Source organism: Caulobacter segnis (genome assembly GCF_029543125.1).
Lineage (GTDB): Bacteria > Pseudomonadota > Alphaproteobacteria > Caulobacterales > Caulobacteraceae > Caulobacter > Caulobacter segnis_D.
In genome coordinates, this window is sequence record NZ_JARQWW010000001.1 from 642,163 (window position 1) to 657,378 (window position 15,216).

The 15,216-nt window shown below is 65.2% G+C and carries 10 protein-coding genes; 4 read left to right on the forward strand and 6 right to left on the reverse strand.

Translation table 11 applies throughout. The annotated features are described in order from the left end of the window. The first annotated feature begins 56 nt into the window (after positions 1–56). Complete coding sequence (locus P7B02_RS03130) at positions 57–509, forward strand: very short patch repair endonuclease (protein ID WP_277784844.1); 453 nt, start codon at positions 57–59, stop codon at positions 507–509. Positions 510–590: 81 nt separating this feature from the next. On the opposite strand, the gene P7B02_RS03135 is transcribed toward P7B02_RS03130, so the two are convergent. Then, positions 591–2,264: a hypothetical protein gene (locus tag P7B02_RS03135; protein ID WP_277784845.1), complete on the reverse strand. Its 1,674-nt coding sequence runs from the start codon at positions 2,262–2,264 to the stop codon at positions 591–593. 235 nt (positions 2,265–2,499) lie between these two features. On the opposite strand from P7B02_RS03135, the gene P7B02_RS03140 reads away from it, so the two are divergent. The 3 genes from P7B02_RS03140 to P7B02_RS03150 all read left to right on the forward strand — a co-directional run bounded on the left by P7B02_RS03140 (position 2,500) and on the right by P7B02_RS03150 (position 6,420). Continuing rightward, positions 2,500–3,555 carry a nuclease-related domain-containing protein gene (locus P7B02_RS03140; protein WP_277784846.1) on the forward strand — a complete coding sequence of 352 codons (1,056 nt, stop codon included), beginning with the start codon at positions 2,500–2,502 and terminating at the stop codon, positions 3,553–3,555. Between the two features lie 527 nt (positions 3,556–4,082). Beyond that, positions 4,083–4,727, forward strand: coding sequence for a lasso peptide biosynthesis B2 protein (locus P7B02_RS03145; RefSeq protein WP_277784847.1), 645 nt, complete (start codon positions 4,083–4,085; stop codon positions 4,725–4,727). Position 4,728: 1 nt separating this feature from the next. Continuing rightward, positions 4,729–6,420, forward strand: coding sequence for an asparagine synthase-related protein (locus tag P7B02_RS03150; protein WP_277784848.1), 1,692 nt, complete (start codon positions 4,729–4,731; stop codon positions 6,418–6,420). On the opposite strand, the gene P7B02_RS03155 is transcribed toward P7B02_RS03150, so the two are convergent. From P7B02_RS03155 to P7B02_RS03175, 5 genes are all read right to left on the reverse strand, one after another. After that, the gene (locus tag P7B02_RS03155) at positions 6,393–8,699 is read right to left on the reverse strand and encodes an alpha/beta hydrolase family protein (RefSeq protein ID WP_277784849.1); all 2,307 of its coding nucleotides are present in this window, start codon (positions 8,697–8,699) and stop codon (positions 6,393–6,395) included. The two genes, P7B02_RS03150 and P7B02_RS03155, sit on opposite strands and share 28 nt — an antisense overlap. A 6-nt stretch (positions 8,700–8,705) precedes the next feature. Continuing rightward, complete coding sequence (locus P7B02_RS03160; RefSeq protein WP_277784850.1) at positions 8,706–11,663, reverse strand: TonB-dependent receptor; 2,958 nt, start codon at positions 11,661–11,663, stop codon at positions 8,706–8,708. Between the two features lie 105 nt (positions 11,664–11,768). Further along, positions 11,769–12,740: a FecR family protein gene (locus P7B02_RS03165; protein WP_277784851.1), complete on the reverse strand. Its 972-nt coding sequence runs from the start codon at positions 12,738–12,740 to the stop codon at positions 11,769–11,771. Positions 12,741–12,830: 90 nt separating this feature from the next. Then, the gene (locus P7B02_RS03170) at positions 12,831–14,543 is read right to left on the reverse strand and encodes an ATP-binding cassette domain-containing protein (RefSeq protein WP_277785167.1); all 1,713 of its coding nucleotides are present in this window, start codon (positions 14,541–14,543) and stop codon (positions 12,831–12,833) included. After that, positions 14,543–15,178 (reverse strand): GntR family transcriptional regulator, encoded by a 636-nt coding sequence (locus P7B02_RS03175; protein ID WP_277784852.1) that lies wholly within the window; start codon positions 15,176–15,178, stop codon positions 14,543–14,545. The genes P7B02_RS03170 and P7B02_RS03175 overlap by 1 nt, the downstream gene beginning before the upstream one ends. Positions 15,179–15,216 lie beyond the last annotated feature (38 nt).

A 15,216-nucleotide genomic window follows, 5' to 3' on the forward strand; every position in this document is an offset into this window, starting at 1 on the left:
CAAGGTCGATAAGCTGATCGCGCGTCGCTTGCGCGTTGCGGTAAGCTCGGCGCTTCATGGACGTTCACACCACAGAACAGCGCCGGTTCAACATGAGCCGGGTAAAGAGCCGCGACACGCGCCCCGAGCTCATCTTGCGCAAAGCTCTCCACGCCGCGGGCCTTCGCTACCGACTGCATGCCAAGCATCTTCCGGGGCGGCCGGACATCGTCTTTCCCGGCCGCAAGGCGGCGGTGTTCGTTCATGGCTGCTTTTGGCACGGACACGATTGCCCCAAGGCCAAACTTCCCGCCACACGCCCCGAGTTCTGGCGAGAGAAGATCACGGCCAATCAAGTGCGAGATGAAGAGACCCGCAAGCGGCTCCAAGCGCTCGGATGGCGCAGCCTGGAGATTTGGGAGTGCGAACTCCACGGCCGCAGGCGGCTGCCTTTAGAGGTTGTTGTGGAGCGGGTCACCGCGTTTCGAAACTGTACTTCTTCCACGGAAGCGACCCTGCGTGAGGGTTAGGGTACGCCGAGACGGTAGTCCGCCACGTGCCCGATCACCTCGTCGGATCGTTCTCGGCCAGCCAGGATAGATCGCCGCCGGCTATCGCAGCAGCTCCGGCTCCCATGTGTTGGTTCCGGACCCGCAGCGGCGCGAGCCATGCAGCCCGAGCACAATGCCACGCGCAGCGTCCGGAATTGAGGGACGGATCTCAACCTTTCCGATGCGAGCGTTTTCGCCGGGCACAACCTTTTCAAACTTCAAAATGACCCAGGCCTCCCGTCCCGCCCCCCCGGCAATCGCCGGTGTGCGCCCGATCGCAACCGTCGCAGGCCCGCCGAGGACGGATGCGTTTTCACCGTCAAAATGAGAGTAGCATCCAAGATTGGCGAACAGCGCATCTTGGCCGGTCGGCACCGCTCCCGCCCACTCCGCCTGATTTTCAAAACTCATCGCGGCGACATTGAACACAGTCGTGTTCGGATCATCCAAACTGGCCTTCGCAACGAACAAGCGGGACGCAGCCCTATTTCGCGTCGTAATCGTGGAAGACTTGAAGAAGGCGTTGATGTCCGTCGTCTCGTCGACTGATCCGAGAGGAATGTTGGTCAAGGTTGCGTTCATCTCCCGGGCCGTCGGTGCTCGCCCCGGCGGCGGAGGAGGCGGCGCGCCCGTCTCCAGAACCACACCCGCTGTGGTCAAACTGTTCTTGTTAGCCTGTATGCAGCTTACTTGGTCGTAGACGCCGCTCGCGAGCGGCGCCGAACGCTTGCGCCCCAAAGCCCACACCACGAGGGCGGCGTCGCCCTGGCTGAGGCCAGCCTTCTGCAATCCCGCGTACACCTCGGTGCAGGCCTTGTTCACGTCGACCGGAGCCGTCTTGACCAGCAAGTCGTCGTAGCTGGTGGCGGCCACGTGCTTGGCCAACTCATCCATCGTACGAGCCGGCGAAACCGGCTCATTATAGAAAGGATGACTGAGTATAGGCAGGTAGTTATTGCCGGTGACGATGTTTGATGCGGATGACGCTAGCGGATTGAAGTAGGTGGCCACACGATGAATGCGCGCCTTTACGAGTATGTCGTGAGAGCCTCCGAAGACATTCTTGGAAACCTTCCAATCGGGTTCTTTCTCTAAGACTCCCAAAGCCGGATTGATCGAAAGTTCAACGCCGACCTCCTGGCTGATGTTGTACCCGCCTCCTCCGAGCGTCCGCGAGATCAAAAGCCCCAGGCCGTCAGCAAACGGCGCCGTGACTTGGCTGATTTTCAACGCGGCTGCCGACGCCTCCGCCGTGGAATTCAGAAAGTCCTCGGTCGGCTTCGTCCGCTGATGAAAGAGCGGAGATACGCGAAAGAACGTCGATGCGCTCGATTGCGTCGTGTAGAGGGGCGAGACGTACTGCGACCCACTTGCCTTCACGTTGCATTTTGTCTTGGAGATCAAAAGAACCTTCGTTCTTTCGACGGTGATCGTGATGGGAGCCAGCTCAATTGTCTTGCCTCCCGGCAAGTCAATACGCGTGCCGACAAGCAGCTTTTGATCGGCGTTAAGAAGCTGCTCTATCGGCGTCCCGAAAGCTTTGCCGGTGGGACAGGCGGAAATCTCTTCTGTCGCGGCTCCGCCATAGGCCACCGATGCAATCAGTTGGACATAGCCGTCCATTGAGGCCTCTGCAGGCGGCGACTGGTTCGCCTGCCGTGCAAGTGCGCTGTCAGCGGCGCAGCAGATCAAGGCGCAAGCGCCAGCCGCCGCAAAAATCCGTTTACCGGCCATTGAAATTTTCCCCGAACCCCGTTCGACGGTTAATCCCTCGTAAAGGTCAGTCAATAGAAAATACAATCTACGCGCGCTTTTTTACGGGTTGCCTTCTACGCGTCTTCTGAAATCGACTTCTCGAGCGGCGCCGCATCAACGCCGCGAGAGTCCGAGGCCCGTCATCGAGCCATTTTAACCCTTAAGCTTCACCAGTCATTCAGTTCGACTTCGGATTGTGGCCGGTATGGCCACAATGATCCCCTCCGCCCCCAAAGACTCCAAAAGCCCGGCAGAGGCGAAGGTGTGGAGGACGTTGGCGAAGCTTCCGGAAGACGTCTTCGTTTTCCACTCGCTCGATTGGATGGACGCCCCCCGTGGGCCGGCTCGCGAGGGGGAGATCGACTTCCTCATCATCGACCCCGCCTTCGGCGTGATGATCGTTGAGGTCAAAGGTGGTGAGATCGCTCACAGAAACGGGCAGTGGCTTCAGGGCCGAAAGGGCGAGCCGCCGACGATCGAAATCGATCCTTACCGGCAAGCCTCTGACAATGAGCACTATCTTCAGCGGTTGGTCAGCCGGAAGATTCCCGGGGGCTCGGGCATCATTTTCGGACATCTCGTCTGGTTTGCTGACGCCGACGTCTCCAACGTGGCGCTTCCGCCTTCCAACCCGCGAGAGATCACGCTGGACGGCAATGCTGTGGAACGCGCGCCCGAGGCGCTTCGTGAGGCATACGACTATTGGCGGGGCATGTGGCCGACCAAGCCGGCGCCCGGCCCCCGCCTCGCAGCCGACATCGTCGCGTATCTGAATCCGGACGTCGAACTGCCTTGTGTCGATCGCCCCGCTTCACCGCAAACGGATACGGTTGAGACACCGCCCACGCTGTCAGTCGTACCCACGCCCGCAGCAGCAGCATCGCCTCTACACCTGCGATTGATGCGACAGGCCGTAAGGACGCTGAGCGCAATCGTCCGCGACATTGTGCTTTTGCCGGTGCGCTTCGTCTTCGGCTTGGCGAGGCTGTTCGGCGCCCTGGCTTGGTGTCTGTGGGCTTGGTGCTGGGCCAAGTGCAAAGTCATCCTGGAACTCTGCATGGGAGTAGGCGTGCTGATTTTTGTCGGCGCGATGGTGTTGTTCTTCGCTTTCGACAAGCCTGGCGCCTTGGACTGGATCATCGGCGGCTTCGTCGGCAGCTTTGCGGCATTCGCCACCCACCATCTATTCGAACGGCTTGAGACCTATCTGACACCGATGCTCATCAAGTTGGGGCGTCAGCTCAACAGTGCGCTCCGGGTGCAATACTAGCGCGGCGCCCTGCTGCGCTAATGCCGCGCGAAAGCTCGTTGAAGGCTCTCTCGACCGGCCGCCCCATGGAGAGGCCTGCACACCTGCAGGTGCTCAAGCCAATGGAGGCTGACATGACTATCGAACTCATCCGGCTCGGCCACGCTCGGAAACTGACCCAAGGCGCCGACACGCCCGGGCCGATCGACGAAGACGGCCGTCCGGAATTCGTGCCGGTCGACTGACGCCGGAGGCGACGTCGGCCTTGCGTCGGCGTCGCTGCCCGCCCGCCGCCTGAGAAGCCCTGCGGAAGCCAGTTGAAGACTTTCGAACCCGAGCGCCCGATCGATGCGCCGCAATCGGCGGCTTAACTTTGCGGAGGCTCTGATGATCAATCCCGTTGTCATGATCGGCGACGCACGCCGGCTCACCCAAGGCGGCGCCGACCTAGGCCCCCTGGACGACGATCTGCGTCCCCAGTGGATGCCGAACGACTAAGACCAAAACGACGGCGCCGGCTTAAAGCCGGCGCCGTACGGAGCTCTCCCATGTCTCTCATGCTCGCCGCTGCGGCCGGTGTCCGGTTCGCCTTGGTCGACGATGAACTGGTCTACCTCGATCTGCGCACGGATCAGTACGGCATGATCCAGGGCGTCGGCGACAAGGTCGTGCTGCACGCCTCCGACCTCATGACCGCGAGCGACGAGCGCTTGGTCGAAGTTCTGTCGACGGCCGGACTTGTCTGCGACAAGGCTCCGACCAAGGTCTCTCCCCTCCGGATCGGCGCCGTCGATCTTCGTGATCAGACGGCTGACAGGTTGACCGCCGCCGACGCCCTGCGCTTCGCCGCGGTGCAGCTGGACGTGCTCACAAGTTTCCATCGGCGCCCGCTCGGCGCTCTGGTCGAACAGGTCGCGCGACGCAAACAGATCGGGATCATCGACAATGACGCCGCCTGCGCTGCCGCCCTGCGGTTCAGAGCGCTCCTGCCGCTGGCGCCGGTCGCGGGTCTTTGCCTGCAGCAATCCTTCATGCTCTTGGCCTGGCTGCATCGGCAGGGCTTAGGCGCCAGCTGGGTCTTCGGGGTGCGCACCTGGCCCTTCGAAGCCCACTGCTGGGTCCAGGCCGGACCGATCCTCCTTAACGACACCACCGAACGTGTCGCCACGTTCGAACCGATCTTGTGGGTCTGACATGGGCGCATTCATCTTTGTTCGGGCCGACGAGGGCGCAGGCGGCAAGCTGGATCTCGCCAAGGCCCTTCTCATCGAAGACGGATGGCGCGTCCGTCTTGAGGCCGACGGCGTCATGTTCGCCGTACAAGGTCCCGACGCGCCTTCGATCCGCAAATCGGCAGACGCAGACAGCTATCTCATCGGCGCGCTCTTTGATCGGCGCGGGCAGCCTGCCTTTGCGCCCTCGACAAACGGTCCACCACTCGAGCAGGCGGCCCGCCTCTGCAAAGACTACTGGGGACGGTACGCACTTCTGCTGTTTGACCGCAGCGGCGGAGTAGACGTGCTGACCGAACCGGGCGGCAGCATCAGTTGCGTCATGTGGCGCGTCGACGGCGCCTTTGTCGTCGCCTCTCGAATTCCGCAACGCCTCGGCCCGTTGACGCCGCAAGTGCGTCCGGACTGGCTAAGCGTGGCGCAGCGACTGGCGGACAGCTGGGCGGCCGATCCGCCGCCCCTGCTCACCGGCGTGACCCACAGCCGCGCAGGATCCTTGGTCAGCGCAGACGGGACCGAGACGCGGGTCTGGGACCCTTGCGCCTTCGCCGCCGACGCCGGCCGTGATCTTCAAGCCGACGGGCAAGCCGTCCGCGAGGCGCTGTCCATGGTGAGCGGCGCCTTTGCCCGCAGCAGCGCAAGGCCGGCCGTTCTCCTGTCCGGGGGCCTGGATTCCTCCGTGGTCGCCGGCATGGCTGCTGAGCACTTTCAGCCGCAACTTCTGCACTTCACCTCCCCGTCCAAAGCCGCCGACGAGCTGCGTTTCGCGCAGGCTCAGGCGCAGCATCTGCAGTCCGACCTGGAGACGCTGGCGCGACCGGCCGCTCCCTTCTGCGCCCCCGGCGACGATGAGCTCGACACGTTCGAGCCGGACCAGACGCTCTTTGCGCCCCAGTACCGCGACGCCCTATCGGTCTGGCGCCAGCGGCACGGCGTTGATGAGGTCTGGACCGGGCGCGGCGGCGACATGGTCTTCCTGCAGTCCGGCGTCTCGATCGCGCAGGATCTGATCCGACGGGACGGACCGGCGGCGCTGTTCGGCAAGGACCTCTACGCCTTCGCCATGGCCCGACGCACGACGCTATGGACCCAGTGGCGGGCCGCCATGAGCGGCGAAGGGGTCGATAATTCGCCGCCGCATTATGACTGGGTCGCCTCACCCCGTCGGGCGCAAAAGACCTCAAGCGTGTTCACCGCCGCCAAGTCGGTGCATCTGCGCATGGTCGCCACAAGCCCGCGGTCCTTTGACCGATCCACCGCCCGCGATTTTGTAAGCTACCGACATCCGCTATTGGCCCAGCCGGTTCTGGAGGCCTGTCTGTCGGCGTCCCCGGTCAACCTTTGCAAAGGCGGGCGCGACCGGGCCTTGGCGCGCACGGCCTTCGCCGAGCAGTTGGCGCCGGCCGTACGGCGCCGCCGCTCCAAGGCCTCCTTAAGCCCCCATCAAGGCCGGCGTTTCCTGGCCGGCCTTGATTTCATCCGCCCTTTTCTCCTCGACGGACTTTTGGCCGCCAAGGGCCTGATCGACCGCCCCCGCCTGGAGCATGCTCTGGCTCCCGCGACCCTGGCGTGGAGATGTGAGCAAGGCGCCCTGATCGACGCCTTGGCGCTGGAGGCCTGGGCTCGCTACTGGTCGGCGCGCGTTTCAAGATGAAGGCTGCGTTCAAGAAAGGCGAAGGCCTCCTTGAACATCACCTCCAGATTTGCGGGGCTTTCGATCACGTGCCCCTCGCCCCAGAACCGCGCCAGCCGCACATCCTTTCCTTGCCGACGCAGCGCCGCATAGAGGGCGATGGCTTGGTCCTCCGCCACATGGTCCAGGTCGCTGTGCAGCAGAAGCACCGGCGCCGAGACCTTGTCGGCGAAATAGAGCGGGCTGTTTCGGACATAGCGATCCTTCTGCGCCCAGGGTGGTCCTTTAAGATCGCCCTGCCCGCCCTCGGCCCAGTAGGCGGCGAAAGCGACCCCGTAGTTCAGATCATCCGATTGCTTGAGGGCAGGATGCTGCTGGCTCCAGACCGCCGTCAGATCGTAGAGCCCGTGTGCGGCGACAACCGCCTTGAACCTGTCGGTCTGTGTGGCGATGGCCAGGGCTCCGAAGCCGCCGAAGCTGTTGCCCCACAAGGCAAGCCGATCAGGATCGGCGTAGCCCTCTTTGATGACCCGGTCGACCAAAGGAAGCACCTGGTCGGCCAGCCGCAGGCCGGGCTCTCCTTCGCGAGCAGGCATGGCGGGGGTGAGCACCGCATAGCCCTGCCCGGTCATGACCGCCACATCGATGGACCAGCGCATCTGGTCGGGACGATAGACGGCGACCCGGTCTGCTCCCGGATAGGGCATGACGATCAGAGGATCACCGCCGGGTCGGGGACGGGCCGGCCGATAGAGCAGGCTGACGAGTTCATCACCGCCTGCAGTGCGATGCCGAAGCTCAACCGCGCTCGGAACCTCGCGATCCGCCAGCCAAGGATTATAGACCGACAGCGTCCGGGCCGCCTTGCCCGGTCCGCTGAGGACAAGCGCGGCGACGCCGTGACGGTCGTGCATCAGGGTGACGACCTGCCCGCCGGCTGCCGCCACGAGACGACCCTCGGGCTGAGGTGCGTAATCAAAGGTCCCTTGCGCCGAGACTGTGCCCCCCGGCGGCGTCGCACCGAACCGGCGCCGCGGGGCGCCGAGCTGAAGCAGCCGGGCCCGGGCGGCAAGCCGATGCGCGGTCTCAGACACCTCGACGGGACCTGAGGCGTCAAGCCGCCAAGGCGCATCTGCGCCGCCCGGATAGAGGGCAGGACCGGCGCCCGGCGCGCCTCGTCGCCAGGCCGGCGCCCCGCCTTGGCCGGAGCCGAAGACGTAAGGCGTCTCCCCCCGCCATTGCGCGGCGACGGCGATGTTCTGATCCGTGGTGATCACGCGCTGCGCGTCGATGTCGTCGATGACGCGCAGACGCTCCTGAGAACGAGACCAGATGCGCACCTGTCCCCATGCCCCGCCCGCGGGCCGCGCATGGAACATCAGCTGATCCCCGCTCGGCGACCAACTGATCAACTTGTTGCTGATGTCGCAGTCAGCACAGGGGGTCTGGGCCGCGCCGCTCTTAAGGTCGATCAGCATCAGATTGCGGCGGATGCCGGTCTCGCCGACCATGTCTCGGCTGTTCTTCAAGGATGCCGCGCCGGCGATGTAGGCGGCGGCCAGCACCGCGCCGTCGGGAGAGAGCTCCAGATCATAGAACCGCCCCGATGCGAGCGTCCTGACCGCTCCGTCACGTGCGTTCACCGACACGATGCGGCCCGGCGCAAAGCCGCACTCGCAACCCTCGTCACGGCTGTCGACCACCGTCATGCTCGCAAGACCCAAGGCCGCCCGTCGCTGCAGGTCGGAGGCCTTGGTCGCAGCGATGTTGTGCCGGTCGAGATCTCGATCAAAGTCGCTGCGTTGCTCGGCGACCACGAGGAGTTCGTCGTCGGAGCGCCACTGCATGTTGCGCGGCGACAGGCCGACGACCGCTCTGACCGCGGCCCACCGGACCGTGCGGTCCGCCAGGTTGACGACACCCACCTGCATGGCGCCGTTGTTAAATCGATAGACCGCAAGACGCGCGCCCGACGGAGACACAGGCCCCAGGCTGTAGCCATAGGGTCTGGACTGCGCGAAGAGAGGCTTGATCGCGCCGCCGCTCTTTAGGTCGGCGACGGATATGCGACCCGTGGTTCGCGCCTGCCCCCGTCCGTAATCAAAGCGCTGCGCCTGATCGCGTCCGAGACGATGCTCGATGAAGAGATATCGGCCCGAAGGCTCAAAGCCCGCCTGGACGAACTCTTCCAGAGCCACGAGATCGCGAGGCGTCAGAGGGGCGGCGACAACCGGCTGGTGAATGAAGGCGCAGAAGAGGGCGCCGGCGGCCGCAGCCGCCTTTCGGAAAGCGGATCTCATGGACGATCACCAGCGCTTGGTGACTTGGACGGCCAGCAGCCGCCCGACCGGATCGGCGTTGGCCGCATCGTATCCGTAGCCTGCAGGAGCTTGATAGAAGGGCGGATCGACGTCGAAGAGGTTCTGCGCCGAGACGCTGATGTCCAGCCCCTGCGCAAAGCCGGCCTCGGGCCGCCAGCCGAGATAGAGATCGGCTGTGGTCCAGGAATCCACGCTGCGTCCGGTCAGGCGGTCTCGATAGCCGTCCACGTAATTGATCGTGGCGCGCGCCGTCCAGGAACGATAGCCCCAGGTCAGCGAGCCCCGCGCCCGCAGATCCAGCGGAAAGCCGCCGGTGTCGAGCAAGTCGACCGCCGGCGCATCGGCCGTGACGCCACGCCGATAGCGCGTCAGATAGACCCCGTCGGCCTCGGCGGTGAAGCGATGCTCGCCCTGTGAGAAGTCGTAACGCGCCCGCACGTCGACCCCACGGGTCTGCAGAACCCCGGCGTTCACATAGCGGCCGTCGACGATGGCGCGAAAGCTCGTCGCATCGCTCTGGCTTGAGTTGCTGAAGTTCGGCTGGGCCAAGAAGGCGCGGACGCGCTCCAGGTCGGCGGTGTTGGTCGACGGACTGATCCGGGTCACCAAGGTGGCGTAGATCGGATCATTGAGCACGCCGGAGATGTTTTCGGCAGCCGGCTGGCCGATGCGGCCGCGATAGCGAATGTCGAACCATCCCAGGCTGAGCGACAGGCCGTCCAGCCACTGCGGCTCATAGTCGAACCCGGCGGTGAACGAGCGCGAGGATTCAGGCTTCAGGTCGTCATTGCCGCCGTACATCACGATGACCGGAACAAGCTGTGCGCCTTCGTTGATGAGGCTCGCCGCATTGGTCCGAGCCTGACGGACCTCCGCCAAGGTCGGGGCCCGGAAGGAGGTTCCGTAGCTGGCGCGGACCCGCAGGCCCGAGGCCGGCGACCAGACCGCGCCGAGCTTGGGGTCGGCCGTGGTTCCGGCGTCGTCATAGTCCTCAATCCGACCGGCCAGGGAGAGCTCCAGGCGCTCGATCCCGCGCACGGCGTTGTCGTCGCCGACGAGCGGAATTCGAAGCTCGCCGAAGATCGCGCCCACGCGACGATCAGCCGAAGGGCCGTAAGATGCGGTCGGCGTGCGCAGGCTTCCGGAGGTGTAGAACTCACCGCTGCGGTCGTAGGTCTCGGTGCGAAGATGCGCGCCGAACGCCAGGCGCACGGGCCCTGCGGGAAGATCAAAGACCTCGCCGTCGACCAACAGGTTGGCCGAGGTCACCGCCGTCTCAAAGGTGATGAGCGAGCGGCCGGAGGCGACGAAGTCGAGAACTGCGGCGCTGTTGGCCTTGCCCGCGCCGAACGGATTGAAGAACCCGTCGCGAGCGGCGGCATAGGCGGAGTCCGGATCATCGGGAATGTTGCCCAAGGCCTCGGACAAAGCCCTGGAGTGAATGGTGTTCTTGATCCGATGACGGCCGGTCTCCTCGCCGTAGGCCACATAGGCCTGACCGCGCCAGGTGCGGCCGAGATCGGCTGAGACTGAAGCCGAAGCGGCCAGGGCTTCGGCCACGCCTTCGAAGCGCTGAGGTCCGATGTCATTGAGGAAGGAGTAGCTGATCGAATGGCTCGACGCGCCGTTGGGGGAAACGAAGAAGGGATTGGCCCGCGAGACGTTGATGGTCGTCGAATTGCCACCGGCGCGTCCTTCATAGTCGCGCCGCGAATAGCGCATGTCCGCTTCGAACTTGAGGCCGCCCCAAGATTGCGCCGCGGCGGCGAAGAGGCCGTGCCGGGTCTGGCCGGCGATGATGTCCTGCCCCGCAAAGCCGCTGAACAGGTTGGTCTCGCCGGCTGCGAAGTCCGCAGGCGATCGCGCATAGCCGCGTTCTGAAGGGCGGATGGCGTAGAGGACCCGGGCTCCGGAGACGATGTTGCCCGGCGAGCTGAAATGGCGCCGCAGATCGGCGCCCCCGAAGGGGCGCAGATCCGCCGAAGCGGCGTAGTCCCGCTCGGCGGCCCGCAGGGCGTCCTTATGGCTGAACTCGTAGGAGACCACCGCATGCCCGCCGCTCCACGACGCCCCGGCCGTATGGGCGGCTGAGCCTTGGCCGAGGCCGCCCGGCGCGCCGCCGAACCGCAGGCGCGTCTCCTGTCTTTCGAAGGTCTTGCGAAGGATGATGTTGACCACCCCGCCGACGGCGTCGGAGCCGTATAGCGCCGAGGCCCCGTCCAGCAGCACGTCGACCCGCTCGATGGCCGCGGTCGGAATGGCGGAGACGTCGGCGAAGTCGCCCTTGGAGCCGGTGCCGGATATCCGCCGACCGTTGACCAGAACCAGGGTGGCGTTGGCGCCCAGGCCCCTCAGGTTGAGGCCCGTGGACATGGTGGTGTTGGAGCCACTGTTGTCGGCGGCGGTCAGACTGCTGTCAGGGGTCGCCGTACCGCCGAAGTTCTGCGGCAGGGCCTGAAGGAAGTCTGCGACGGTGGCCTGCCCCGCCTTGTCGAGATCGTCCCGCCGGAAGATCAAAACCGGCGAAGCGCCTTGATCGGCGCCCCGCAGCAGAGAGCCGGTGACCACCACCTCATCGAGCCTGACGGGTTCCTGCTGCTCAAGCGCCGCCGACGAAGACGGCGTCTTGATCGGCGCCACCACGAAGACCCCCGGTCTCGGCTCGACTGCCTCCAGGCCGGTGCCGCCCAGCAGGCGCTGCAACGCTTCGGTCGCGCTCATCGCGCCTCGAACGCCCCCCGTCCTGCGGCCGGCGGCGACGCCGGAATCGACGACCACCTGCACGTCGAAGGTCTTGCCGAACGCCTCCAGCGCCGGGGCGAGCGGTCCGGGGGCGATGTTCACATCCGCTCGCGCGGCCTGAGCTTGGCCCGTCTGAGCCTGGGCCGCCGAGCAAGCGGCGACCGCCGCCGTCACCCCGAGAAACGCTGCTGCATAGTTCATTTCAGTCCCCTCCTTTGTGCGACGGAACCGTCGCTTGAGAGGGGAGAGTTCGAATATGCGTCGACACCCTAACCGGCTTGTCGCAAAATTTTCAAAATCGGTTGGTCAGCCCCGCGGCCGCAGCCGGACGGTGCGTCCGTCAGCCTCAAGCTCCAAGCGGTAGAGGGTGGCGATGGCTGATGCGAATGCGGCGGTGTCCCCCGTCTTGAAGACGCCGCTCACCTTCACGTCTTCCAGCCCTTCATCGGCCAGCTCGACCTTCTGTTGCGAATAGCGGTTCACTTCGCCCACCGCGGCCTGCAGCGGCGTCTCCTTGAAGATCAGCTTGCCATCGCGCCAGCTGGTCTGAACCTGCATGTCGACCTTGCGCCGCACCACCGCGCCGTCGGTCGCGGCCAGCTGATCGCCCGGCGCCAGGACCGGCGATTGCGCGCGGTCGCCGTGAAGGTTCTCAACCTTGACGGCGCCCTCCATCAGACTGACCTGAACTTGATCGCCGTCCTTGCGCACCTCAAAGCGCGTGCCCAGGGCCTCTACCCGCTCATTACCGGCCTCGACCACAAACGGCCGGGTTTTATCATGCGCCACGTCGAAGAAGGCCCGGCCCCGACTGAGGGTCACGCGTCGCCGGTCGCCTGCGAAGTCCACGACGATTTTGGTCGCCGTATCGAGCGTGACTTTGCTGCCGTCGGACAGGACGGCGATCCGGCTTTCACCGACCTTAGTGACCAGACGCGGCTGCCACGGCCGCCAAACACCCACCGAGAGGACGATCGCCGCGGCCAAGAGGCCGGCGCCGACCGCAGCGCGGCGGCGGCGGCGCGCCATGGCCGAAGGAGAGGTGGACGCCAGCACATCGGCGGCAAGACGCTGCATGTCCGGGTCGTCGACCAAAGCGTCGCCGCTGCGCCAAAGACCGTCGATCTCGTCGTAGGCGCGACGATTGGCGGGATCTTGCCGCCACTTTCGAAAGGCCGCCACCCGCTCGACCGAGATGCTGCGGTTCTTCAGCTCGGCGAACCAAAGCGCCGCTTCGCTGCGCGATCTGGACGTATTGGCCTCAGGCACGTCTTGCACCCTTCGTCGTCATCGACTGCACATTGCACTGATGCGCCGGCGCCCGCCGGACATCACCCTGCAACGCCGCCGTATCGACGGGCTGATATATCATCGCCCCGACCCTTCGTCGCCAGAGGAAGTGGCGCCGCTCACGGCCCAGAAGCGCCTCGCGGCGCCGTGCCCGGCCAGCATTCGGCGGGCCGGGCCTTGGTCCGAAATCCTCCCCGCCCGCAGCAGGATGATCCGGTCGGCGGCCGAGGCCAGAGCTAATGAATGGGTCGCCATGATGATTGTCTCATGGCGCCGAAAACGCCTCATCCAGGCGATCACCGCCGCTTCGGCGGCAGGGTTCAGGCCTGCGGTCGGCTCGTCGAGAACCCAAAAGCTGTGTTTGCGGCAGACCAGGCGAGCCAACATGACGAGACGGCCCTGCCCTCCCGAAAGGTCGCCGCCCGACTTGCCCGTCGTGACCCCGAACTTCGCCGAAAGTTCCACCAGGGCCTCCATGCGACGATCACAAAAAGACGGCGATGAGCCGAGCAGCATGTTGCGCCGCACGCCGATCCCGAACATGGCGTTGCGCTGAGGCAGGTACCCGCACCTCGCAATAAGATCGCGCGCATCGGTCGGACGTCCGTCCGTCAGAACGGCTCCCCCTGCAAGCCGAACCGATCCCGCCAGCACTCGGCACAAGGTCGATTTGCCCGAACCGCTCTCGCCGATCACGGCCACCCGCTCTCCCGGTGCGATCGCCAGATCAAGCCCTTCAAGACGGACGTTTCCGGCCTCATCTCTGACGACGCCGCCGATGATCGCCACAGCCGCCGGCTTGCGCGCCACGGGCGCGCATTGGCTTACAGGCCTTTGGGGAAAACCTTCGATATGCTGCAGATCGCTGAAGGCGTTTCGGACGTCGCGAAAGATGAAGCCGAATGCGCCCAGCGGCGCCAGGAGCTGCAGCACCGAGGCCTCGACGAGCACCATATCCCCGAGGGTCATTTTCCCGGCATGCACCTGGCGCACACAGTAGACGAGCGCAGCGGCGTGCGCGCACGCAGAAAGCAGCACCCACACTGCATTGAGCGATGAGGATCGGGTCTGAGCCCGGATCGCCCGGCCGGCGCGAACGGAGGAAAGCCGACCGATCCTCTGAATGGCCCAGCGTCTTGCTGAGACGCCTCGCACGGCGTCGGACTTATCGACGGCGTCGAAGAGAAACTGAGTAAATGCGGCGTCAGCGAGATTGAGGCGGCGGCGGGCGGCGACCGCCCTTTGCGTCACCACCACCGCAACGAAGCCGTAGAACCCCGCCACAACCAGCATCAGCGCGCCCACCGCCGGATCAAGGACCCGCCAGATGATCACGCTGAGCATGACGCTCTCAATCATCAGCGGCGCCAAAGAGACGATCATGCTTTGGAAGATGAGCCCGACGGCCGCGCCGGCTCGCTCAATCGCTTTGATGACCCGGGGCGGAGCATCACCGACCGCCGCGTCGCCGTCTATCACGCGTGAAGCCGCCTCGCAGACCAAACACCGTCGAACAGCTTCAGCAAACGGTACGAGCGCCACCGATCGCACCATTCCCGCCAGACCCGCGCCGAGGCGTAAGGCCGGGTAGGCCGCACCCGCAGCCAGGAGCGGCGCAAGATCCGCCATCCTTCCCCCCGGACCTAAGGCGTCGACGAGCCGTTTGAGCTGAAGCGGCGCCGCTGAGGCCAGAACTGACGACGCCACAATCGCCGATGCGCCCAGCATGATCCGGGCTCGGTCTTTGATCGTCGCCGCACGCCATGCCGCAGCCGCAGCGCCGACGAGCATCACGGTGCGGCGCCGTCATTGTTGCGGCTCTCGCTCTTGATGGGTCCGGCCAAGGCGGCGCGTCGCTCGTGGAGATCGGCGATCGCGCGTTCAAGCTTGCGGGCGTCACCGGCCTGACAAAGGGCGTCGATCATCGCCAAATCGACCGCCGCGGTCTCCACGCATCGGTCTTCGGCCGTCGCTAAAAAGGCCAACCGATCGGACAGGCGGTCGTAGAGATAGGTAAGGGCGTCGCTTCCGGCGCGACGGACAAGTTGCCGTAACTGAAACTCAAGCCGGTCCACGTTCGTAAGGTCGATGCGGGACTCTGACGGTAGGGAAAGAGCGGCGGGCCGCCCGTCATTAGGCGGCCAACGCGCAATCGCCAAACCCACGAGACGACCGCGAGTGCGGTACAGATCGCTGATGTCTTCGGTGTCCGCCTGCGGCACGAAATAGCCGTCACCGGCTCGACCGTCGAGCAGGCCCTGGCCGGCCAGTTGCGCCAAGGCCTGGCGCACCGGCGTCGTGCTCAGGCGCAGCTCCTCCGCAAGTTCGGCGGCAGAGACACGTCCCCCCGACGGCAATGCTCCGCTGCGTACGCGACGGCGCACGGTCAGCAGCACACGCTCGAACTTTTCCTTGGCTTTTCCCATGGACGGCTCCTGCATCCATCGCGCGCCATACGGGGCCC

Excerpts from the sequence above, each read along its gene's own strand:
- P7B02_RS03140 (WP_277784846.1), top strand. The coding sequence starts at position 2,500 with ATGATCCCCTCCGCCCCCAAAGACTCCAAAAGCCCGGCAGAGGCGAAG.
- P7B02_RS03150 (WP_277784848.1), top strand. The coding sequence starts at position 4,729 with ATGGGCGCATTCATCTTTGTTCGGGCCGACGAGGGCGCAGGCGGCAAG.
- P7B02_RS03175 (WP_277784852.1), bottom strand. The coding sequence starts at position 15,178 with ATGGGAAAAGCCAAGGAAAAGTTCGAGCGTGTGCTGCTGACCGTGCGC.
- P7B02_RS03160 (WP_277784850.1), bottom strand. The coding sequence starts at position 11,663 with ATGAACTATGCAGCAGCGTTTCTCGGGGTGACGGCGGCGGTCGCCGCT.
- P7B02_RS03145 (WP_277784847.1), top strand. The coding sequence starts at position 4,083 with ATGTCTCTCATGCTCGCCGCTGCGGCCGGTGTCCGGTTCGCCTTGGTC.
- P7B02_RS03135 (WP_277784845.1), bottom strand. The coding sequence starts at position 2,264 with ATGGCCGGTAAACGGATTTTTGCGGCGGCTGGCGCTTGCGCCTTGATC.
- P7B02_RS03155 (WP_277784849.1), bottom strand. The coding sequence starts at position 8,699 with ATGAGATCCGCTTTCCGAAAGGCGGCTGCGGCCGCCGGCGCCCTCTTC.
- P7B02_RS03170 (WP_277785167.1), bottom strand. The coding sequence starts at position 14,543 with ATGCTCGTCGGCGCTGCGGCTGCGGCATGGCGTGCGGCGACGATCAAA.
- P7B02_RS03130 (WP_277784844.1), top strand. The coding sequence starts at position 57 with ATGGACGTTCACACCACAGAACAGCGCCGGTTCAACATGAGCCGGGTA.